Raw genomic sequence first — 23,007 nt, 5'->3', positions numbered from 1 at the left:
GTAAAAAAAACAAAAAATCAAAATAGCTGAACGTAGTGAGGTGCCAATACCTATCGGAATAAAAAAGCAGCTCTATCTATATGTTCAAGCTCATTCGTAGTAATATACCCGCTTCACCCTGGGAGATATGCCCGTCAGCACCTCGTAAGGGATAGTGCCAATGGCCTTGGCCAGTTCGTTCACATGGGGTTTTTCGCCCATGATAATAACCTCATCGCCCTCACTGATATTTGGCAGTCCGGTAATGTCCAGCATGCACATGTCCATACATATGTCGCCTACGGTATAGGCGGCTTGTCCCCCTATGAGCATATAGCAGTGACCATTGCCCAAACGTCTGTTATAGCCATCGGCATAGCCGATCTTCACCGTGGCAGTCATCCCAGAACCGTTTCCTTTAAGTCTACCGTGCCTATTATAACCTATGGTATCTCCTGCGGGAATATGTTTGATCTGTGTGATCTTGGTTTTGAGTGTTGCCACCGTGCTCAAGGCTATCGGCTGTGTCTCATCTGCCGACACACCATACAGCCCTATGCCTAATCTTACCATGTCAAAATTGGCCTCCGGAAAACGACTGATGGCCGATGTATTGGCAATATGCATCCATATTTCATAGGGTAGAGATGCTTTTATCCGAGAGGCCATGTCCTTAAAGAGGGCAATCTGTTTCCTAGTATAGTCGTCTTGGGATGAATCACCGCTGGCTACCAAATGCGAAAATACACTTTTTACCTTAACGTGTGGCATTTGGTGCAATAATTTGATTAGTGCCTCCAGTTCGTCTTCCATGAAGCCCAAACGATGCATGCCCGTATCCAACTTTATATGGACCGCATGGGATACTCCCTCTACATTGGACGCTATAATGGCTCGTGATAATGCCTGTAATTCATGTAGGTTATAAATCTCTGGTTCCAGATCGTAGCGCAGAAGCATTTCCATATTTTGTATGCCGGCATTCATGACCATGATGGGGAGTGTGATACCTGCCCGACGAAGGGCAATGCCTTCGTCGGCATAGGCTACCGTAAGGTAGTCAACTTTGTTGAACTGCAACACGTTGGCGATCTCGAAACTGCCACTACCATAAGAAAATGCCTTTACCATGGCCATCAGTTTCACTCCTTCTGGCAATATCATCCTATATTGGTTTAGGTTGTTTTCCAAGGCATTTAGGTTTATTTCCAAGACGGTATCGTGCATTTGTGCCGACAGTGTTTTGCTAATTCGTTCAAACGAGTAGGAGCGGGCACCTTTCAGGAGAATAGTGCTATGCTGAAAGGAAAGACCCGAAGCCAAAAATGAGGCGGTAGATGGGTAAAATGCCGTCTTGCCCGCAAATAGATGACGATAGCGGCTGAGCTGTTCGCCTATGCCGACGAATAGGGAGAGCCGTTGCCTGTTGACCAGTTCTGCAACCCTTTGGTAGGTCAGGACATCTTCCATGCCCTGTATGGGCATGTCGGAAAGGATAAGCACCTTAGCCTGGTGCTGCTGTTGCTGGCTTAGGAAATCCAGTGCTATCTCCAGTGAAGAAATATCGTTGCTATACGAGTCGTCTATGATGGAGCAGCTATTGATGCCGTTCTTCAGTTCCAGCCGCATACTGATGGCCGAGAGGGAGGCAACCCTTTGGGCAATGGTGCGGTGATCATAGCCCAAGGCCAGTAGGGTGGCCCAGCAACAAACCACGTTCTCCAATGAGGCGGCATCCGTAAAAGGCGCCGTTATGGAAATCTCCTTTCCATTATATCTGGCCTTGATGGTCGTATATCCGTTGGTCGTCTGCGCATAGTTTATGATGGCGAGGTCTTCCGATCCCTGTTCGCCCCAGCTGCAGCTTTTTTCTGCTTGTTGCGAGATTTGTTGCCCGTGCAGGTATTTGGGACTATAAATCAGTGTAGATACGTTTGTGAAAAGCGAGAGCTTTTCCTGCACTTTTTGTTCTACGCTGTCAAAGCCCGCATCGTGGGCAGTGCCTATATTGGTTAGTATACCAATGCTAGGCTTTATCATGGTTTGTAAGGCCTGCATTTCGCCTGCTTGGCTAATGCCCGCTTCTATGATGGCCAAATTAGCGGACTCGTTCATTGCCCAAAGCGATAGGGCAACGCCAAGCTGCGAATTGTAACTTTTGGGACTACGTACGATGGAGTAATCTGGTGAGAGTAGTTCATACAACCATTCCTTCACCACCGTTTTCCCGTTACTGCCCGTAATAGCCACTACTGGATAGTGAAACTGGGAGCGGTGGTATGCCGCCAATTTCTGTAGTGCCATCAAGGTGTCTGGGACTAAGAGGAAGTTGGCCTCAGGAAACAGGTCACCATAGGGCCTGTCCTCGCTGACGACAAAGTGGCGAACTCCCTTTTTATAGGCTTCTGCTAGATAGTCATGGCCGTTCCTTCGTCCTTGCAAGGCAAAGAACAGGGTAGCTTTTGCATCGCCTATTTTCCGGCTGTCGTAACCTAACCATGATATGGAGCTGTCTTGCTGAAAATAAGGAGCTTTTGGGCAACCCAATAATTCTGCTATTTGCGCTATATGATATGTTTTTGTGCTCATTTTGATGCGAATTTCAGCATTTTTTTAGCTATGCCATATATTTATTACAAATTTGCCGCTATGGACTCGCATATACCAAGACAAAAGCCTCCCTTGAGCCTGCAAGAGGCTAGGAGAAAGGCGGAATCCTTCTGTGCCTACCAGGAGCGGTCGCAGCAGGAGCTGCGCGATAAACTGTATAGCTGGGGGCTGCACCGCCAGGAAGTAGAGCAGCTCATTGCCGAGATGATAGCCGAGAACTTTCTGAACGAGGAACGCTTTGCGATGGCCTATGCGAGAGGGAAATTTCAATTGAAAGGCTGGGGAAAGAAAAAGATTGAACAAGGGCTAAAAGCCAAAGCGGTATCAGCGAGGTTGGTGGCCCAAGCATTGGCCAGCTTGGAAAAGGACGACTATGAAGAACGCTTGGAAAGCCTGCTGCGAAAGAAGGCCTCGCTACTGAAGGATACCGATCCCTATGTGCGGAAAATGAAGTTGGCTCGCTATGCTATGGGCAAAGGCTATGAAAATGATGCGATTTTTCTTTTCCTGAATGCCAATAACTTATAGGTGGAATGTGAATTTTTGAAAAAAAGTATTTGGCAGAAATAGAAAACTGCCTATATTTGCATCACCAAAAGAGAAAACGATATAAAGTTCTTTCTCAAAATGCGAAAGTAGCTCAGTTGGTAGAGCGCAACCTTGCCAAGGTTGAGGTCGCGAGTTCGAACCTCGTCTTTCGCTCCAAACCCTTCTTCTTTAGTTAAGAGAAGGGTTTTTGCTTTAAAAAGCAATGTGTTGCTCGGATGGTGGAACTGGTAGACACGCAGGACTTAAAATCCTGTTCGCCTTAAAGCGAGTGCGGGTTCGATTCCCGCTCCGAGTACAAAGCCCTCTTTACAGCATGTAAGGAGGCTTTTTTGTTTTCTGACAATCGAAACATGCCTTTATTGCTCATAAAGACGCTTTTCTGGTTCGATCTCTGGCTTTGTGCCTCTCAATAGCTTGTTCAATTAGGTTTTTCGAAATGTACCACGTTGCGAACGGCCAAGTGCATAAGCACATAGAAAATATCCAGATAAAACGGTATATCTAATCGTGCTTGCTTATTCTTAAGATGAATGGAGCGGGTTTGTACTATTTTGTTTAAAATAATTTTTATTGTACGGTAAATTCACGTACATTTGTGTTGCTAATGCGAATGAGGTCATTCAGAGATGACCACTATCGACCAAAGATTGAAAAAGAAAAAATTAGTATAGAAAAATTCAAAAAGATTTAAAAAAGTATTTCCACAGAAGTTTCTGCAACGAAGATTGAAATAAGAATTAACAGATAATACTTAAAAATTGCAACATTTAGGAAATGTTAAACAAAGCAGTAGATTTATAAAAGGATTAAGATGTGATCAAGCAAAACAAAATCAATAAAAATTAAGAAAAGAATTGCCACAGAAATATAAAAAAACACAGAAATAGATTAGATAACAGAAGTTATGGCAACAGTAATTAATGATAGAATTGATGTTCGCATTAGCAGAGAACAAAAAGAGCTGATCAAGTATGCCTCAGAACTGAGCGGCTTTAAGAGCCTTTCTGAATTTATTGTTTTTCATATCCAGACCCAAGCCAACAAAATCATTAAGGACAGTCACACCATACTGAACACGATGGAGGACAAGAAGATATTTCTGGAAGCAATTTTGAACCCGCCGGCTCCTAACGATGCGCTTAAGAAAGCTCATTCCAATTATTTAAAATTTAAGGAGGCGCAGCAAAGTGGAAATCATAAATCTACAAAAAACACATAATCGGGGTAGTTTTGATAGTGAAGCCCCACTTTTAGATGAATACATCAAAAAACAGGCATCTCAGGATGTCCGAAGGGATCTATCCGCCTGTTACGTTCTTGCCAATGAGGAAAACATCGTCTTAGCTTATTACACACTGTCGGGCAATTCCATCCCAAAAGATGATTTGCCCGAAGGCTTGCTTAAAAAGTTAAGATTACCTGGAAGCTACAGGGAGTTGCCTGCTGTATTATTAGGCAGGTTGGCAGTAGACAAAAATGAGAAAGGCAAGCGCCGTGGAGAGCTGATGCTCATGAATGCCCTAGAAAGATGTTTGAACCTTTCCGAACAATTGGGTACGCTGGCTGTTATTGTTGATCCGATAGACGAAAAGGCTATTGCCTTTTATGAGAAGTATGGTTTCCTTAAATTAAAGAGCAGCAACAAGATGTTCATCCCAATGGGAACGATTAGGCAGTTGTTCCAACAGTAAACTGCAAATCACAACACACGAAAGCCACCCTAAAGGTGGCTTTCACATTTTAATCAGGATTAATTTGACAGTTACAGTTAGAAACTCCAGTCATTTATCCACCACGGAAGGTTGGACACTTTTCGCCAGGGATTTTTATATTCTGTTAATTGCCAGTTCGATCTCTATCCAGCTTAGATATTTTCAAAGTGCATTTCAAGCTCCTAAAGCCGCAATTCGCTTCAAATCTTCCACAAAGAGGTTCGAGAACAATCCTGTCCGGGGTACTGAACATTTTTTCGGACAAAAACTTGTCCGAAAAAATGCTTTTAAAAGTCCCTGGGAAGGGGTGATATATCCGATCAAGTGACCGCTAATGCCAATGCTACTCCATATCTAGAGACGGGGGAGATTGGCTCCTGTGGAAACTATTCTGAATCTTGTTAGTTTAATAATGACTTTTGTAGTTGGGCATCACGTATGGTATATTTGCTGCCAACATGGTTGGCTCTGCGGGTCGTCTTGTCAAAGTCATGGAGGATGACCAAGCGGATTATTGAATAGACTGAATTAAGCGAAAACTATGATGGCAAGGATTAACAAATTTATTGGATTCCTTTCGGTGTCACTCAACACATTAATCTATGTGGTTTGGATATATCTATTTTATAATCTTTCGGCGCATGAAGAGCGAGTTTCGGCATTTAGGTCAATTTTTTTGGGTTTAGGGGCTCAGGCTTTAACTATCAGCGCAATAGTATTAACGATTTGGTCTTTTCGGTATTTCTTTTTTGAACCTGATAACTTACCAAAGAAGATAATAGGTATAATGCAGATAGTATTTCTTCTATTGCTAATCTTCCAGTTGTTGTAGTCAGTCCCCATATTTCTTTGGTTTTACGAATATAATATTGATCGCCGTACGATTATATTCACATACAAATATCATAGGTTTTCAAATTGAAGAAGAAGTGAACCAATAAAGAATTTGGAAAGGCTGTATTTTAACCATTTTAGCTATAAAATTGCTATGTATATGCAATACAATTAAATTGGATATAAAAGCAATTTATCTAAGTTTGTTAGGATGAATATTTTAATAGTCGAAGACGACCAACGAATTCACATCTGTTTATTCAGATGCAAACGACATACTAAAAATGTTACGAAGTGCCATCCTAACCACAAAAAGCAAAATCAAACCTAAATAACTCATTTCTTATTATTCATAACTTATCATTAGTGTCTACTAAAATTATTTAAACTGTTCTTTGACTTCTTGATAATCTGATTGTTGTGCTGGTTTTTCATGCGTGACGATTTGAATTTGTTTAGGTTCACCGCAAAAAGCGGTATAGATGAATCGAGGCAAGTACGTTTTCGCACAGTTGACGGAATTCCTTCCACGACGTGTGTTCGACTCTATCGTGCAGAGGCATGATGGCAACAGGTATGTTAAGCATTTCACTTGTTGGAACCAGTTGCTTTGTATGATGTTCGGTCAGTTGTCTAACCGCGATAGCTTGCGGGGTCTGATGCTTGTACTGGATGCACATAGCAACAAGTCCTACCATTTGGGGCTGGGCAAACAGATCACCCGAAGCAATCTGGCCAAGGCGAATGCTAAACGTGCCAGCTTGATCTTTGAGGAGTTTGCCCTCCACATGATCGCTGTGGCCAGATCCAAATGTAAGAATGTCGATCTAGGTATAGATTCACAGGTCTACCTGTTTGATTCGACGACCATTGATCTTTGTCTCAGCGTATTCTGGTGGGCATCATTCAGAAGGAACAAAGGAGGCATCAAGATGCATACCCTGTACGATGCCAATAGCCATATCCCTGTATTCATGCATATTACAGCCGCTGCTGTACATGATGTGAACGCCCTGGATCAGCTAAGCTATGAGCAGGGGGCATTCTATGTCTTTGATCGCGGATACCTTGATTATTCCAGGCTGTACCTTCTGCACAATGCAGGGGCATACTTTATCATAAGAGCCAAGTCAAACCTCAAGTTCCAGCGCATGTATTCCAGAAAAGCGGACAGGGATAACGGTATCTTATGCGACCAGACCGGGAAACTTGCGGGTTATTACACCTGCCGGGATTACCCTCAAAAGATACGCAGGGTAAAATTCTACGACAGCGAATCCAAAAGGACGTTCATCTTTCTGACCAATAACATGGAGGTCACGGCACTCGAAGTTGCCCTGCTCTATAAACACCGATGGGCAATAGAACTGTTCTTCAAATGGATCAAGCAACACCTGAAAATAAAATCGTTTTGGGGCACAACGGAAAACGCTGTTCGAATACAGATATTCGCTGCAATTACGACATATTGTCTTGTAGCCATCGTTGGCAGTGATCTCAAGACAGGCCGTCAGCCCTACGAAATATTACAGGTGTTAGGCATATCCTTGTTGGATAAAACACCTATAAATGAGTTGATTACAAAATCAGATTACAGAAATGTCAAAGAACGTATTGTTAAACAGCTGTCCCTCAGCTTATTTTAAGTGGACAGCAATGATAACTTATAACTAAAAAAGTGAAAATACGGACACAGTTTGCCAGACTTGGCAAAAGCCAGTTATGATCCTTCCGAGATTTTCCTTAAGCAAAATTCGTGTGGATGAAGTTTTGTTGGACGCACGGCAGCAGGTGCAACAGGCAAACCCCAATTACAAAATCGATATTCACTTCGAGAACAATTTTGATAGCGACAAACAAATTTCGGTAAATGGGAACGAGTGCCTCTTGAAAGTGGTATTTGCGAACCTCTTTGAAAATGGCTGCAAGTTTTCGGTCGATAAAAGTTGTGTGGTCTCCATTGCTTTCATGCAATCCGACTTCAAAACAGCATGAAGAAACCATTTTTGGGATAGAGCTGCCATCTTTTGCCTTGGCATAATTGGCGTCGGTGCTTGCCTACCTATATATCCCATCAAACTGAGTTTGCAAAATTGACGAAAACTTTTTCAGTCGCTAATGTCAAATCACATTTAATTTTCAATCGTTTCGTTGCCTGAACGACAGATCAATAAAGGAACGGTAGACTGATAAGCTAGTTTTCTTGTCACGCTGGACCTAAACATTCCTTGTAGAAATCCATAATCGCCGGCAACGCTGATCAACAATTGCGCATGGTTGTCTTTTGCAAAATGGGCGATACCATCTGCGGTATTCCTTGCCGAAAAAAAATGATAGGTAGGAGACATGTCATCAAACATATCAAGTGTGTCCGCCAATCCAGCATATACAATGGGTTTGGGTGTTTTATCTCTGATTTTGCTGATATTGAGAACCATGAGCGTTGCACCAAGCTTTTTTATGAGCGATTTGATTGCCTCGTAGGGAATATACTTTTTTAACTCGGCAATGATAGGCAATGCCAGTGCCGCATGTTCTATTTTGGAAAAAACGGATTGCTCGGGCACTATAAGCACAGGGACTGTAGCGCTTTTCGATACCTGAAAAACGTGGCTCCCAATTAGTTTTTGGCCTACTTTATTGCGTCCCCTTATGCCCATTACAATGATAGAGGCTCGATGCCGTATTATCAGGTCGGCGATTCCTTCAGACAAAGGAACGCTGTTTGCCACACAGGTAATTGCCACTTTGCTTTCGCGATTTAACTCCTTTTTTAACTTTTCGAGCTCTGTTAAGATGTCGGATTCCGGCTTATCCCCGAAAATATTGCTGTGATACAGAACGATGCCGGCAATGCCCAACTGAGACGATAGAGCAACGGCATATCGAGTTGCATCCACGGAGTTTTCAGAAAAATCAACTGGTACGAGTAAGGTCTCCATGCTATCCAAATTTTAAATAAAGGTAATATATAAAAAGTTCTTTGTCGCTGGGCGTGGTATATCTAATAAAATTCTAATTTTTTTCTATCGGTTCTCTAATCGTCCTGTCCTTAATGGAGCGAGACTTTTGCATCGATCTCAAAAGTAGCAAAATGTTGTTTCGCTTCAGACGTAACCTTTCAATAATGGGTGCTATGTTGCTTTGCCTGCATACCATTCCGCTCACGTTGATAATGGTAATCGTATTCGTCTTCATGCTATTCAAGAATTTTAAGCATACACTTATTTATAATAAGATGCGTTTTGTTTGCATTGGCAGGAGGAATATCTTATTTGCACCGATATTGATACCGCCACTGTATTGGTGGATAAACAAGAAAGGGAACGGTTGATCACTCATCCCTGTCGGCTGTTCTGGCTTCTTACCTGTTTTTGATAGGGCAGGGATGTTCGTGTCCAAACTCCGATGTTGGCAATTACTTTTTCATTATACGTTTTTTTTGCCTATACTTACTTGATTCTTTTGGGAAAGGTTTAAGATTTCACATCAATGCGTATTTTATGGCAAGCAAAGTACTCACCATCACCCTCAATCCAGCAATAGATAAAAGCAGTACGGTCAATGGCATCAAACCCGAGAAAAAGTTGCGCTGTTCAGCTCCCAAATACGAACCTGGGGGAGGAGGTATCAATGTGGCGCGAGCATTAGCGCGTCTGGACGTAGCAGTGGATGCCTTTTTTACCTCTGGAGGAGGTAAAGGGAAGTTGCTCGAGTCTTTGTTGGCACAGGAGCAGGTAGGGGCGATCCCATTGGGGGTGAATGCGGAAACAAGGGAGAACTTTATTGTGGTAGATACCACCACCGAACAACAATACCGATTTGGAATGCCAGGCGAAGCTTTGACTGAAGAAGAGGTGGACGAAGTTTATTATGTTATCTCAAAGTTGTCTCCATTTCCCGAGTTCGTGGTTATCAGTGGCAGTTTTCCTCCTGGCTTTCCTATAGGGTACATGAATAGGCTGATTCGTTTGATGAAGCAAAAAGGAGCAAAAATTATCCTAGACACTTCGGGCGATGCATTAAGGGAAGCACTGCAGGAAGGAGTGTTTATGGTGAAACCAAATTTAGGTGAATTGGGAAAATTGGTAGGCAGGACATCCTTGGACAACCGTTCGTCGGAATTAGCTGCCAAACAGCTGATAGAAGCAGGAAGTACAGAAATGGTGGTCGTTTCTTTGGGAGCGCAGGGAGCTTATGTAGTGACACAGGACGAAAGCCATTATATATTGGCACCTAATGTAAAGAGGATAAGCACGGTGGGAGCCGGAGATAGTATGGTGGGCGGTATGGTAGCTGTACTGGCTAAGGGGGGAGGCACCTTGGAAATGGCCAGAATGGGCGTTGCCTGTGGCACGGCCGCTACCATGAACGCTGGTACGGCCCTCTTTAAGAAAGAAGATGTGGACGAACTATACAAATGGTTGGCAAGGAGTTAGTGCACCCGCTTTCCACCTAAATAGGTGGACGATACTTTCACTTGGCGTATCCTGTTTTCGGGTATTTCCATAATATCTTCATCCAATAGTACAAAATCCGCCAATTTTCCGTTTTCTATGCTTCCTCTCGTTTTCTCGTGAAAGCTGGCATAGGCTGCCCAGATGGTCATGCCTTTCAAGGCTTCTTCTCTGCTTAGCGCATTTTCCATCTGAAAACCACCCGCAGGCTTATTCTCCTGGTTCACCCGAGCTACGGCGGCATGGAAGCCATATAGCGGATTGATATGCTCTACGGGGAAATCGCTGCCGAGGGCAACAAGGCCGGTCTCATCCAGCAGCTGCTTATAGGCATAGGCTCCTTTCAGCCTGTCTGTCCCGAGTCTGTCCAGCGCCCAGAACATATCGGAGGTGGCATGCGTGGGCTGTACAGAGGGGATAATGCCTTTTGGCGAAAATTTGCTAAAGTCCGACGGTGCAATGACTTGAGCATGCTCCACGCGCCAGCGCCTATCGCCACCAGCACTTAAATATTTGTTGAAAAGGTCTAGCACTAGGCGATTGGTGGAGTCGCCAATAGCATGTACGTTGAGCTGAAAGTCACTGTTTGCTATTTTGGCCACCGCACTGTCTAGCATGGCCGGCGGAAGCAATAGAAATCCCTTGCTGGGATCGTCGCTGTAGGGTTCAAGGAGGCACGCTCCACGAGAGCCTAGGGCGCCATCACCCACTATCTTGAAGGATCGAACATCGAGCTGATCACTGGTATAAATACCTGCCTGCAGCACGGAATCCAATTGGTGGGGCTGTATAGCTATCATGGCGTAGTCCCTGATGTGCAATTGCTGTTCGCGATAGAGTTTTCGCAGTAGTGCAATTTGATCCAAGCTCAATCCTGCATCTCCCAAAGTCGTCAATCCCACTTGAAAACAAGCTTTTTCTGCTTCCAACAGCATCCTTGTCATGGCTTCTTCATTAGGAGCGGGGATTTTTGCCTGTACCAGATCCATGGCATTGTCTACCAATACACCCGTGGGCTTGCCGGCCTTTTGGACCACCAGACCACCTGTCATCTTGGTGTCGTCCGTGATACCTGCCAACGAAAGCGCCTTGTCATTGGCCAAGGCTGCATGGCCATCTATTCTGCTGAGGTATATAGGAGTCTCAGGAAACAATTCGTTTAGCTTTTCATTCGTGGGAAAAGATTTGTCATCCCACTTGTTCTGATCCCATCCTTGTCCAATGATCCATGGATCATCTGGGTACTGTTTCCTGAACAGTTGTACACGCTTCACCAGCTCTTCCTCTGACGGTACATCTACAAGATCTACTTCATGCAGGCTATGCGCGAAATGAAAGAAGTGGCAATGTGCATCATAGAAACCGGGGTATATAGGCTTGCCAGCAGCATCTACCGTGTTTGCAGACGTATATTTATCCAAGATGTCTTGATCATCGCCTATTGCCACGAATTTGCCGTCTTTTACCGCAAATGCCGATTGAACGGAAAAACTGGAATCTACGGTGTACACCTTGGCATGATGTACAATAAGGTCTACTTTCTCTTTTGAATTACATGAAATACATAAAATGCTCCATGTTAAAAAGAGGAATAGGGGAATGCGCTGCTGCATGACTGAATACATTTTCAGTAAAAATAGTTTTTATTGATCGATGTTGGAAATTTTTATGGTAATAGGAGACGAATCTTTTTCTGAATCGGTAAACTGATGACGATTGCCCAAACATATGATATGCTTCGGTGGTTAGAATGGTGAACAGCTAAGCACGCTAAAATAAATTAAGGATCATGGCGATAAGAAAAGAACGACATTTGTCTCCACTGGAGGACAAGGCGCAGAAGAAAAAAGAGGAAAGCAAAGAAAAAAAAGGCAAACATCAAGCAGATCTTTCCTACGAGGGTGGGGTAGATTCGCAGCAAGATCAATTGAACGATGTACCCAAGGAGACGGAAAAGAAACAGAATGTTTCGGATGAGGATAAGTTGAGCGGCAAATAGTTTTTCGGGTCTTGTAAATATCGGTATATTTGTCGCATTATGGCTGTCGATAAATTTAACTTCCGAAACATCGTCATCATACTGATGATTATAGCTGCTTCCGCCTTTCGATTGGTGCATTTTGAACAATTGGCTTGGGCCAATTTTACACCTATAGGAGCAATGGCCTTGTTTGGCGGTACTTACTTTAAGGATAAATGGAAAGCTTACTTGGTACCATTAATGGTGTTTTTGTTGACCGATTGGATCATTAATTATACCTTGTCGCACCAGTTTATACTGTTTTATGACGGAGCATTCTTCGTGTATCTTGCCTTTCTTTTGATGGTGTATGTGGGGACTTTGGTTGATAAGGTCAATGTGGTCAATGTCTTGAGTGCGGGTATTGTTTCGGTTGTTATTCATTGGCTGGTTGCCGATATAGGCACTTGGTGGTCTGGTATGTATCCCATGTATCCTAGAACATTGGAAGGATATCTGGGGTGCCTGATAGCGGCTATCCCTTTTGAGCGCAATTTGCTTTTGGGAAATCTGGTGTTCGGAGCAATTTTATATGGTGGTTTTGAGTGGATGCAGGGAAGAGTTTCCGTCTTGCGTCCGATAGCTTCCTAAGAGTCAAACATGATAAAGGTCGAGAGGCTAATGCCATAGTCCCAATAAAACTCTAGGAATCTTTCTCTTTGCCTGTAGCATTTCCTGATTTGTTTCGTTCTGTACTCTATAAACAGACAAGGCCTTAGTGCCACAAGACAAATCATATTTATGAAAATAGCAAAATTTACTTTTTTGGCAACTGCTGCATTGGCAATTTCTGCCTTCTCGGCCTGTAACACTGATTCGGATCCTACTCCTGTGGAACCAGTTTCGGACAAACTTGGTTTTTTTGTCCTTAACAAGGAAAGTGCTAATTCATCTTCCCTAGGTTTTTTCCAGGTCAACAACTTGACCTATCATGCCACTTTCGGCAATTCGCAATCTCTGTTGAACGGTGCTGGCAAGGATATGATCCGATACGGCAATAAATTGTATATCAGCTTTGAAGGCGGAAGTGGGAAGGTAGTGGTATTGGATGCTTTGACAGGCAATGGTATACAAACTTTGAGTGTCAATGACGCGCGCTATTTAGTGGGATACAAAGGGAAAGTCTATGTCTCCCATGGTGACCGGTACGTTTCACAGATTGATACCACGACATTCTCCGTGAATTCCATGGAAGTAGGAAATACGCCGGAGCAGTTAACGGCCTTTGGAAACAAGCTATATATTGCGAATAGTGGGGCACATCAGGATGACTATGATAACAAAATAGCCGTTGTGAATACGACTAGTTTTGCGTTGGAAAATAGTATAGCGATTCCAGGAGCCGTAAATCTGGATAAAATTGCCGCAGACAGCGTCAACAAGACGTTGTACGTGAATGCTTCTGCTACATATGATGGTGATACAAAACTCACGGACTCCAAGTTGTATACCTTTAGCGTCGATAACGGAAATATAAATAGCAATATTCCTTATGGTCTGGATTTTGTACAAGCTGCTTATGCGTTCAATACTTCCACTGGAGCAAGTGTTCCTTTTCTATTTGCTACCAGCAGCAATAAGAGTGGCGGAGCCACAGAATATTTGTGTCTAACTAACTTGCCTAATTTTGTGGCAAATAACACCTATTTCCAGAGTACGAATGAAATCAAGACAGTGACAGGTTTTAAATATATACCTGAGCTGTTTTGCGTGGTAATAGGCTCAAAAGAAAGCGGAGCAACCAATGGGGCGGCATTTATATATACATGGAATCCAGGCTATAGTAACGCTACTCTTTTTGCAAAGTTCGAATCTTTTAATCCTATAGCATTTGTAGCAAGTTATTAAGCGTTCTTGCTAGAAGTGAGTTTGGATTTTATTAAACCGTTTCTTTTTTTGTTGCGCAAAAAGGGAAGCGGTTTTTTGTGCATTCAATTACCAAGCTATTTATATCTTTGCCGCGATGAACTACGATGCAATCATCATTGGCGCTGGGGCCTGCGGGCTGATGTGTGCTGTCCAAGCTGGATATAAAGGCAAAAAGGTCTTGGTTTTGGAGCGCAATGCCAAGGCTGGGGCAAAAATACTGATCTCCGGTGGAGGGCGTTGCAACTATACCAATTTGCACACACATACTTCAAACTTTATCACGGAAGACGCCGATTTCCTTCAATCTATCCTAGATCGTTGGACGGTAGATGATACGTTGCAGTTTTTTGCCAGTCATGGTGTTCATCCGCAGGAGAAGACCCTAGGTCAGCTGTTCCCCGTCTCGAATAAGGCAAAGGACGTGCTGTCGGCACTCACGGGACAAATGGAAACATTGGGGCAGGAGATATGGCTCAATAGTGAAGTAAAAGCAGTGCAGGCAAATAATGGCGGGTTTTCCGTCACGATAGTGCGTGCTAATGAGACCATCACACTTGACGTACCCAAGGTAGTGGTGGCCAGTGGCGGATTGCCCATTGCCAAATTGGGTGCCAGCGACTTTGGTTTGCGCATAGCGCGGCAATTTGGATTGCTTGTTGTACCCACGCAACCCGCCTTAGTGCCGCTCACAGTAACGGGCAAGGATGCAGAATGGTTCGCTTCCTTGTCTGGCATCTCGGTCTATGCCCGTGTTAGTTGTGGTCGGATTTCTTTCGAAGAGAATATTCTCTTCACGCACTGGGGATTGAGTGGCCCTGCTATCTTGCAGATTTCTTCTTATTGGCAACCAGGCAAGTCCATTACGATCGATTTGTTACCCAACAATTCTTTTGCCGATTTAATAAAAGCTGAACGTAATGATGGAGGAAAGCGACTGCTCCAACAATTGCTGAACGATTGCTTTCCCAAGAAGTTGGTAGATGCCTTGGGCAAATACTTGCCTCTGCAAACCAAGGTCGCTTCTTTGAGCAAGGCAGACGCCAAGCAAGCCGTTCAACTTATACATGGCTTTGAGGTAAAACCTGCCGGTACCAAAGGCTACGAAAAGGCGGAGGTGATGCGTGGCGGTGTCTCTACCAGAGCTTTGGACCGAGCTAACCTGGAAGCTAAAGATATTCCCGGTCTTTATTTCGGAGGCGAGTGCGTAGATGTAACGGGATGGCTAGGAGGCTACAATTTTCAATGGGCCTGGGCAAGTGGTTTTGTTATAGGGAACAGCTTGTAAAAACGCAAAATTTTTCGCTTTTACAAGCTATCGCGCCTTGCTTCTTCTCGTTCTATAGCCTCTTTTTTGGCATTTTCTTCTCCCTTTTTTACTTCCGACATCGCATTGCGATCGTATATTCGGATATCGCTTCTTCCGAAATTGGGGTTTACAGCCCCCCACAATTGCACTTCTTTTTTGCCTATGGCCCAGTTAGCAAGCATTTGTGATACACCTTTGGAATTTTTTGAAGGAAAGGAGTAGTCTTGTAGAGGGTGTCCATATTTGTCCACCAGATGACTTTTTATTTCCAGGTATTGCGAGAATGCCGTTTGATAATTGCCAAATGGTCTGCCTTCTATGGTAAGGCTGTATAGTTTTCCGTCATGGAATTTTGGGTCCACACTTTCGTACATATAGCCATCTATCATAAATCTTGTAGAGTCGCCATTGTCTAAGTGGTTCGACATAAAATTTTGGATTTCAGTTTGATACTCGGCTTCACTGATGCCAAAAAGAATGTTGCCTAAGGCGATTTTTTCTTCTGTCTCCACGTCATATTTTTTTCCACAAAAGGAAAAAATAGTCAATAGTAGTAAAGCTGATAAGCTTTTGATGGCATATATTCTTCTCATGACGAAACAAGGGTTTGTGTACGGCAGCAAACTTATGAAAAATTAAGTACATTACCATAAACCTTATAGCCTTAGCTTGGGACCTCATACGTCATACTTCACCTATCAATCTTCTGTGTTCTGAAGGAAAAATGTTTCTGTGATAGGTAACTGAATATGGTGATAATGGCCGTAGTGAGTACCTGAGAAGGGGTAGGGTACCAGCCAAATACTTCTACAAATAGCTTGAGGAATAGGTAGTTGAATAAAAGGCAGCACATAGCAACGAGAAAATACCTAAACGCTTGGGTACGCTTGCGCAGGTAAGACCCCTGAAATACTACGTAGCGATTGAGCAAAAAACCAATTGGAAAAGTAATGCCGAAGGCGATGCCTAAAGCAGCTATATGTGGGCTGATAGCAACAAAGCCAAGATGCAGTATCTCTTTTCTTAGTACAAAATTATAAAGAATGGGATACAGCAAAACGCTGAATACCGTGTTCCCTCCTCCACATGCCGCATAACGAAACTGCTGCTTGGTGAAGTACCTGCTAAAAGGGGGATAAAAAAAGTCTATGAACCTACCTATCATCTAAACTGAAAACGATTCGCATGCTTGTGCTATTATGCCCTCGCCGCAAGAAATCGGTATTGAGGTGCAATGATAGGTATTGTGGATATTTAAACCAAATGACTGTTCAATTTTTACCAACCTATGCCATAATCTTCGCCATTGTTGCTGCTGCCGCCCCAAAGTGTTTGGTGTTTCTGGTCAAAATAGATGGCATTGATAGGGCCGCTGGTTCGTTCTCCCAATCTGACCGTATAGCCCATGCTTTTCAACCTTTCCTGTACCTCCTTGGGAGTTGATATGTCCAGCAAAATGCTTCCCGGTCTGGGTTTCCTGTCATCTACCTTTGTTCCTCCCAACGAGAGCCATAGCTGGTTACTGTTGATGTTGGCCGCTTCGCTCGCTTGTTGTGGCGTCATGCCAAACTCAACCACATTTAAGAAAAATTGTAATAAATTCTGGTCTTGTGTATCCCCGCCTTGAACGGCAAACGAGAGAAAGGGTTTGCCATCTTTGAGTGCTAGGGAAGGGGTAAGGGTAACCCTAGGTCTTTTGCCGGGAGCGATGACGTTAAACGGGCTAACTAATGAATCGAGTACAAAGCTTTGCAGTCGCTGGCTCATGCCAACTCCTGTATTGCCTGCTATGCAAGCTGGCAACCAACCACCACTTGGTGTGATGGATACTACCCAACCTTCTTCGTCGGCCGCCTCTACGCTAGTGGTGCCTCGCCACAGTCGATTCATATACGCACTATCGATACCCAATTGAGTCCAATGCCTATTTTCAGCTTCATAGTTAAGGCTATTTGCTGGAATGGCATCGTGTTTGGGCAAGAAAGAGTCGCTTTTATCTTTTTGGGACGGGTCTAGTAGTTTGGCACGTTCTAGCAGCAAGTCTTTATAGGGATTTGTCTTTTGCTCGTATGGATATGGATCGCCAGGGGCTGCCAGGGGATTGTTGTGTCCCGGATCTATTTCTGTGGCTCGTGCTTTGGCATATTCATCACTTAATAGCCCTTGCATGGGCGCTTTAGGCAAGAAATAGGGGTCGCCATAGTAAAAATCGCGATCCGCAAATGCCAAGTTCATAGCTTGGTACACCGTGTGAATATATTCTGTAGAATTGTAACCCATTTTCTGTAGGTCGTAATGCTTCAGGATGTTCAGACCCTGTAGCATCGCTGGCCCTTGGGTCCATTCCTGCAACTTGTAGACATCAATTCCCTTGTAGTCTATATGTAGTGGTTCCTCTTCAATGGGCTTCCAATTGGCCAAATCCTCTTTGGTGATCAATCCGCCTTGTTCCTTGCTACCCCTTACAAATTCATCGGCTATATCGCCTTTGTAGAAACGGTCATAAGCAGCTTGGATGGCGGTCTTGCGATCCTTTCCAGCTTGAAGGGCCTGTTGCTCTGCTTCCACCATTTTGCTCAAGGTATTGAGTAAGTCCGTTTGGATAAATACTTCCCCCGGTTCCGGCGCTTCGCGCTCTTGTCCCTCATGTACCAAAAATACCTTTTTGCTATAGGGCCATTCTTTGATTCTATTCTTTCCTCGTTCTATGCTATTGGCTGTCTGGGCATCTATGGCATAGCCAGCGGCCATCTCCATCGCTGGGGCCAACACCTCCTTTAGGCTCTTGGTGCCGTATTGGGCCAACATGTAGCAAAGGCCACCTGGCGTACCTGGCGTGACGGCAGCCAATGGTCCGTATTCGGGAGGAAACTCATAACCCTTGTCCTTGAAAAAGGCTGGCGTTGCACCAGTGGGAGCTACTCCCAGCGCATTTATGGCGATTACTTTTTTCAGCTTGGGATTATAGATCAGCGCTTGGGTTTCTCCGCCCCAGCTCAGCACGTCCCACATGGTGCAGGTAGCTGCCAGCATGGCACAGGCGGCATCTACGGCATTGCCTCCTTGTTGAAACAATTGCGCACCGGCAGTGGCCGCTAGCGGTTTGCCCGTAATGGCCATCCAGTGATTGCCGTGCAAAGGCGGCTTTTGGGTGCGCTGGGCGTATCCGTTTATCGATAAAAGGAAAAGAGCTAGAGTGGTTAAGCAGTAACTATTACGCGTGAAATGAAATACCATGGTCCAGAAAGATTTTTTGACACAAGATATGTACTTTGATGCACAGATAGGCTTTCGTAATCGGATTTTTACATGCGTTTTGTTTTTATACAAAGAAATACAGGGCATATTTATTTAAGTTGTGGGAGAAAGGCCTTGCTTTTTGAAAGCTAAAGTTATTATTTTAGGTTTTAGGATGAAGAAGGAACAATTATTTCAGGAGCTGAAGCAGACAATGGGCAAGGTGCAAGTGCAGAATGTTGCCAAGCGATTGGCGGAAGGCAAATTTGACTTGAACGACCTCTTGGATTTGTGTTTCACAAAACCCGATGTCCTAGCTTTTAGGGCAGCGTGGATACTGGAACAGATTGATAGTCTTTACCCAGAGCAGTTCTCGCTTATTTTCTTCCGTTTCATTCAGCGAATGCCCGAGCAGGTCAATGAAAGCTGTCAAAGACATTTCACTAAGATATTGATGAACTATACCCACGCCAAGGCACCTGCAGTACGGCAGGTGCCATATAGCCGCTTGACAGTGGCGCAGCGTGAGAAATTGGTAGAATGCCAGTTCGATTGGTTGGTAGATCCCGATACGCCAGTGGCCGTGCGGGTCAACGTGATGGATATACTGTATAATATGTCTGGCGAATTTCCTTGGATAAAGGAAGAACTGGCTCCGCAAATCGAATTCTTCTTGCGCGATGGCTCGGCAGCAATGCAGAGCAGGGGAAAGCGCTTGCTGAAAAGGATGCGGGTTGCGCACCTTAAGGATGAACGGTTTCTTAAAACCAAATCTTGAATTTGGTTTTAGTTAACTTTTGAGACCAGGCGGATCCATCGGCCTCGTAGAAAGAAATAGTATTCAATGCATGTACTAAGAATTTTACAAGTAAAGTACTCCATGGATATAGTTGTTGCGTAAATTGCGCCTTTGAATTTCCTTAACCCATTTTTGTTATCTTAATGAAGAAATTTTTCCTTTTTACGGCAGCTGTTGTGCTGGCAACAGCGCTCAGTGCGCAACAAAAAACCGAAAGCAATACACCGAAAGCCAATTATCAATTGGCCAGTCGTTTCTCTCCAGAGAAATTGAAGAAACTGATTTTCTCTACCGATGTAGATCCACATTGGCTGAAGAAGAGCAATCGTTTTTGGTATACTTACGAGACACCATCTGGCAAATCGTGGTACATCGTAGATCCTGTAGCCAAGTCGCAACAGCAGCTCTTTGACAACGCTGCCCTAGCTGCTGAACTTTCCAAAGTGGTGCAGGATCCTTTCGATGCGCAGCATTTGCCCATCCAACGTATCAAGTTTACCGAAGACGAGCAGGCAATACGCTTTGATGTAAAGAGTACACGCGATACGCTGAAAAGCGCGGAAGATAGAAAGAAGAGCAAGAACAAGACCGATTCGCTGGAGAAAAAGACCTACTATTTGCAATATCATCTTACTTCTGGTAAGCTCTCCGAATTGAGCAAGGACGAAAAGCCAAAGGAGCGTGCTTCCTGGGCTTCGTTTACACCAGATACCAGCAAGGTGATCTTCGCCAAGGAATATAATCTCTACTGGATGGACAAGGCTAACTATGAAAAAGCCTTGAAAGACGAAAAGGACAGCACTATTGTAGAACATCAGTTTACCGAGGGAGGAATACAATATTATGCGTGGGGCGGTGACGACTATAGCGAAACCATTGGCGACAAGGAATCGGAAGAGAACAAGAAAAAACGCAAGGGTGTGCGCCTCATCTGGTCGCCAGATGGCAAGCATTTTGTCCTGAGCAGAACGGACAACCGGAAAGTGAAAGATCTTTGGGTCATTAATAACACGGCCAACCCAAGGCCCACCCTGGAACGTTACAAGTACCAAATGCCAGGCGAAAGCGATGCACCGATACGCGAGCTGTACCTATTCAATTTTGAAGATAAGTCATCCAAAAAGATAGATGTATCGGGCTTTAAAGACCAGGAAATTTCCATATGGACCGCGCCGACGCCCGCGAAAGCTCGCGATGACGAATATCGGGTGGCCACTTGGCTGGGAGATGAAGGCAAATTTTATTTCTATCGCAGCAGTCGCGATCTGAAAAAGATCGATATGGGAACCATTACCCTCAATGGGGAGGTAAAGATTTTGGTGGAGGAGCGCTCCAATGTTTATCTCGATATTCAACGGCCGTATTTGATTGATGGAGGCAAGGAATTTGTTTTTTGGTCCGAGCGTGATGGCTGGGGACATTATTACCTCTATGACGGCGAGGGAAACCTAAAAAATCAGATTACCAAGGGTGAGTTTTACAGCTCTGATATCCAAGGACTGGACGAAAAAACAAGAACCCTCTACTTGACTGCCAATGGCAGGGAAAATGGAGAAGATCCCTATTACGAACATCTGTACAGCATAGGGCTAAATGGCTCTGGCATGAAACTACTGAACAGTGGAGATTTTAATCATCAAACCGTTCTGGATGATGATAATCGCTTCTTCGTGAACAATTTCTCCAGAGTAAACACGGTTCCCCAATCTGCCTTGTACGATAATACAGGAAAGAAGGTGATGGACTTGCAAAAGGCAGACCTCTCTTCCCTGTTGGCCGCAGGATACCAATTTCCCGAACCTTTCAAGGTGAAAGCAGACGACGGTATTACCGATCTCTACGGTGTGATGTACAAGCCATTCAATTTCGACTCTACTAAGGTATACCCTATGATCGAGTACGTATACCCAGGCCCACAAACGGAGGCCGTCAATAAGTCATTCGGTCGCAGTATGGATAGGATAGACCGATTGGCACAGTTTGGCTATATCGTGATAACCGTCGGCAATAGGGGAGGACACCCAGCGCGCTCCAAGTGGTACCATACTTATGGTTATGGCAATCTGCGCGACTATGGTTTGGCAGATAAGAAAGCTGCAGCAGAGCAACTTGCAGCAAGATATCCTTTTATTGACGTAGAACGGGTGGGCATTACTGGCCACAGTGGCGGTGGTTTTATGTCTACCGCGGCTATGTTGGTTTATCCCGATTTCTTCAAGGTAGCAGTGTCTGGAGCAGGCAACCACGAAAACAACATCTACAACAGGTGGTGGAGCGAGCGCCATCATGGAGTCACCGAGCGCATTGACAATGCCAAAGGAGATACAACGTTTGTTTACCAAATAGAAAAAAATCCCGATCTGGCTAAGAACTTGAAAGGAAGGCTCATGTTGGTAACAGGAGATATCGATAACAATGTGCATCCTGCCAATACCATCCGCATGGCCAATGCCTTAATCAAAGCTAACAAGCGCTTCGAATTTGTCATTATGCCGGGGCAGAGACACGGGTTTGGTGATATGACCGAATATTTCTTCTGGAAAATGGGCGATTATTTCAACCGCTACCTGATGGGAGACGAAACGGAACGCTCCGTGGATTTGATAGAGATGAACAGGGAAGTACCTCTTAAGAGGTAGTCTTTTGATTGCTTTTCGTTAATCCTTCGGTTGTTTTCTTTCAGGAAAACTAATAGAGCGTTTAGATTTGTTTCTTCCAAATCCTTTGGATGTAAAAATAAATTTATTAGGACTGTCTAACTTATGGTGTTTTTTGTGAACTTTGTCAAATCGATAAATTAATGGAAAAACCATATGTTAGACTCTATAATCCAGTATCTGGAAGGGATTAGTCCTATTGTGGCGGCGCTATATGCCACGCTTTTTACATGGTTGGTGACGGCGGCGGGAGCCTCTATAGTGTTTTTTTTCAGGGACTTGAATCGCTCTGTTTTAGATGGAATGCTAGGTTTCACGGGAGGCGTGATGGTTGCTGCAAGCATTTGGAGTTTGTTAATTCCTGCCATAGACATGAGCGAAGGAGAGGGCTTCACCAAAGTGATACCAGCGGTAGTAGGATTACTCATTGGAGCGGCGTTTTTGTTTGCCTTAGATAAATTGTTGCCCCACTTGCATGTCAATTTCAAGCAAGTTGAAGGAGTGAAATCACCTTGGCAGAGGACAACATTGCTGGTATTGGCAATTACACTTCACAACATTCCGGAAGGATTGGCCATCGGTGTGATTTTTGGCGGAGTTGCGGCAGGCATTCCCGAGGCAAGCATCTCTGGAGCCGTTGTTCTTGCCATTGGTATAGGTTTGCAGAATTTTCCAGAGGGAATCGCTGTATCCATGCCCTTGCGACGCATGGGGATGAGCAGGAGAAAGAGTTTCTTTTATGGTCAAGCATCCGCTATCGTTGAGCCGATAGCCGGTGTTTTGGGGGCTTTTGCAGTCACTTTTTTTACGCCGATGCTTCCCTACGCACTCGCCTTTGCGGCAGGAGCGATGCTTTTCGTAGTGGTGGAAGAGGTGATTCCCGAAGCACAGCAAAACAAGAATTCGGATATTGCTACATTGGGCTTTATAGGGGGATTTATTGTAATGATGACATTGGATGTGGCATTAGGGTAAGCA

At 44.3% G+C, this 23,007-nt stretch carries 20 protein-coding genes and 2 tRNA genes; 15 read left to right on the top strand and 7 right to left on the bottom strand.

Going from position 1 to position 23,007, the window contains the following annotated elements; genetic code table 11:
- Nucleotides 1–90: 90 nt before the first annotated feature.
- On the bottom strand, nt 91–2,568 hold the full coding sequence (locus tag A37S_RS0105680; RefSeq protein WP_028296146.1) for a bifunctional UDP-N-acetylmuramoyl-tripeptide:D-alanyl-D-alanine ligase/alanine racemase: 2,478 nt from the start codon (nt 2,566–2,568) through the stop codon (nt 91–93).
- Between the two features lie 60 nt (nt 2,569–2,628).
- On the opposite strand from A37S_RS0105680, the gene A37S_RS0105675 reads away from it, so the two are divergent.
- The 7 genes from A37S_RS0105675 to A37S_RS0105635 all read left to right on the top strand — a co-directional run bounded on the left by A37S_RS0105675 (nt 2,629) and on the right by A37S_RS0105635 (nt 7,679).
- Nucleotides 2,629–3,117, top strand: a complete 489-nt coding sequence (locus tag A37S_RS0105675) for a regulatory protein RecX (RefSeq protein WP_028296145.1) — start codon at nt 2,629–2,631, stop codon at nt 3,115–3,117.
- A 101-nt stretch (nt 3,118–3,218) separates the two neighbouring features.
- A tRNA-Gly gene (locus A37S_RS0105670) sits at nt 3,219–3,294 on the top strand.
- Nucleotides 3,295–3,347: 53 nt separating this feature from the next.
- Nucleotides 3,348–3,433, top strand: a tRNA-Leu gene (locus A37S_RS0105665).
- Nucleotides 3,434–4,042: 609 nt separating this feature from the next.
- On the top strand, nt 4,043–4,357 hold the full coding sequence (locus A37S_RS0105660; protein ID WP_028296144.1) for a type II toxin-antitoxin system TacA family antitoxin: 315 nt from the start codon (nt 4,043–4,045) through the stop codon (nt 4,355–4,357).
- A complete protein-coding gene (locus tag A37S_RS0105655) occupies nt 4,326–4,829 on the top strand; it encodes a GNAT family N-acetyltransferase (RefSeq protein ID WP_028296143.1) in 504 nt (167 codons plus the stop codon). The genes A37S_RS0105660 and A37S_RS0105655 overlap by 32 nt, the downstream gene beginning before the upstream one ends.
- 1,337 nt (nt 4,830–6,166) lie before the next feature.
- Nucleotides 6,167–7,330 (top strand): IS4 family transposase, encoded by a 1,164-nt coding sequence (locus A37S_RS0105640; RefSeq protein WP_028296141.1) that lies wholly within the window; start codon nt 6,167–6,169, stop codon nt 7,328–7,330.
- 112 nt (nt 7,331–7,442) lie between these two features.
- Nucleotides 7,443–7,679 carry a hypothetical protein gene (locus tag A37S_RS0105635; protein WP_211229727.1) on the top strand — a complete coding sequence of 79 codons (237 nt, stop codon included), beginning with the start codon at nt 7,443–7,445 and terminating at the stop codon, nt 7,677–7,679.
- A 137-nt stretch (nt 7,680–7,816) separates the two neighbouring features.
- Here A37S_RS0105635 and A37S_RS0105630 read toward each other — a convergent pair whose 3' ends face one another.
- Together A37S_RS0105630 and A37S_RS27020 are read right to left on the bottom strand one after the other, a co-directional pair.
- Nucleotides 7,817–8,626 carry a universal stress protein gene (locus A37S_RS0105630; protein ID WP_028296139.1) on the bottom strand — a complete coding sequence of 270 codons (810 nt, stop codon included), beginning with the start codon at nt 8,624–8,626 and terminating at the stop codon, nt 7,817–7,819.
- Between the two features lie 73 nt (nt 8,627–8,699).
- Entirely contained in the window at nt 8,700–8,882 is a 183-nt protein-coding gene (locus A37S_RS27020; RefSeq protein WP_157278440.1) for a hypothetical protein, read from the bottom strand.
- A gap of 305 nt (nt 8,883–9,187) precedes the next feature.
- Between A37S_RS27020 and A37S_RS0105620 the strand changes: the two genes are divergently transcribed.
- Nucleotides 9,188–10,123, top strand: a complete 936-nt coding sequence (locus A37S_RS0105620; protein WP_028296137.1) for a 1-phosphofructokinase family hexose kinase — start codon at nt 9,188–9,190, stop codon at nt 10,121–10,123.
- Here the strand turns inward: A37S_RS0105620 and A37S_RS0105615 are convergent.
- Nucleotides 10,120–11,766, bottom strand: coding sequence for an amidohydrolase (locus A37S_RS0105615; protein WP_245586320.1), 1,647 nt, complete (start codon nt 11,764–11,766; stop codon nt 10,120–10,122). The genes A37S_RS0105620 and A37S_RS0105615 overlap by 4 nt on opposite strands.
- A 164-nt stretch (nt 11,767–11,930) precedes the next feature.
- Between A37S_RS0105615 and A37S_RS0105610 the strand changes: the two genes are divergently transcribed.
- From A37S_RS0105610 to A37S_RS0105595, 4 genes are all read left to right on the top strand, one after another.
- Nucleotides 11,931–12,140, top strand: coding sequence for a hypothetical protein (locus A37S_RS0105610; RefSeq protein WP_028296135.1), 210 nt, complete (start codon nt 11,931–11,933; stop codon nt 12,138–12,140).
- Between the two features lie 39 nt (nt 12,141–12,179).
- The gene (locus A37S_RS0105605; RefSeq protein WP_028296134.1) at nt 12,180–12,752 is read left to right on the top strand and encodes a DUF6580 family putative transport protein; all 573 of its coding nucleotides are present in this window, start codon (nt 12,180–12,182) and stop codon (nt 12,750–12,752) included.
- A gap of 150 nt (nt 12,753–12,902) precedes the next feature.
- Nucleotides 12,903–14,009, top strand: coding sequence for a YncE family protein (locus A37S_RS0105600; RefSeq protein WP_028296133.1), 1,107 nt, complete (start codon nt 12,903–12,905; stop codon nt 14,007–14,009).
- 115 nt (nt 14,010–14,124) lie between these two features.
- Nucleotides 14,125–15,315: a BaiN/RdsA family NAD(P)/FAD-dependent oxidoreductase gene (locus tag A37S_RS0105595; protein ID WP_028296132.1), complete on the top strand. Its 1,191-nt coding sequence runs from the start codon at nt 14,125–14,127 to the stop codon at nt 15,313–15,315.
- A 20-nt stretch (nt 15,316–15,335) separates the two neighbouring features.
- Here A37S_RS0105595 and A37S_RS0105590 read toward each other — a convergent pair whose 3' ends face one another.
- From A37S_RS0105590 to A37S_RS0105580, 3 genes are all read right to left on the bottom strand, one after another.
- Complete coding sequence (locus A37S_RS0105590; RefSeq protein ID WP_028296131.1) at nt 15,336–15,929, bottom strand: hypothetical protein; 594 nt, start codon at nt 15,927–15,929, stop codon at nt 15,336–15,338.
- 98 nt (nt 15,930–16,027) lie between these two features.
- Complete coding sequence (locus tag A37S_RS0105585) at nt 16,028–16,501, bottom strand: GtrA family protein (protein ID WP_028296130.1); 474 nt, start codon at nt 16,499–16,501, stop codon at nt 16,028–16,030.
- Nucleotides 16,502–16,614: 113 nt separating this feature from the next.
- Nucleotides 16,615–18,573: a gamma-glutamyltransferase family protein gene (locus A37S_RS0105580; protein ID WP_245586319.1), complete on the bottom strand. Its 1,959-nt coding sequence runs from the start codon at nt 18,571–18,573 to the stop codon at nt 16,615–16,617.
- A 175-nt stretch (nt 18,574–18,748) separates the two neighbouring features.
- On the opposite strand from A37S_RS0105580, the gene A37S_RS0105575 reads away from it, so the two are divergent.
- From A37S_RS0105575 to A37S_RS0105565, 3 genes are all read left to right on the top strand, one after another.
- Entirely contained in the window at nt 18,749–19,351 is a 603-nt protein-coding gene (locus A37S_RS0105575; protein WP_028296128.1) for a hypothetical protein, read from the top strand.
- Nucleotides 19,352–19,515: 164 nt separating this feature from the next.
- Complete coding sequence (locus A37S_RS0105570; RefSeq protein WP_028296127.1) at nt 19,516–22,011, top strand: S9 family peptidase; 2,496 nt, start codon at nt 19,516–19,518, stop codon at nt 22,009–22,011.
- 174 nt (nt 22,012–22,185) lie between these two features.
- Nucleotides 22,186–23,004: a ZIP family metal transporter gene (locus A37S_RS0105565; protein ID WP_028296126.1), complete on the top strand. Its 819-nt coding sequence runs from the start codon at nt 22,186–22,188 to the stop codon at nt 23,002–23,004.
- Nucleotides 23,005–23,007: the final 3 nt, after the last annotated feature.

Origin of the sequence: Olivibacter sitiensis DSM 17696, from assembly GCF_000427965.1 — a bacterium.
GTDB classification, from domain to species: domain Bacteria; phylum Bacteroidota; class Bacteroidia; order Sphingobacteriales; family Sphingobacteriaceae; genus Olivibacter; species Olivibacter sitiensis.
This window is presented reverse-complemented; position numbering and strand designations above follow the sequence as displayed.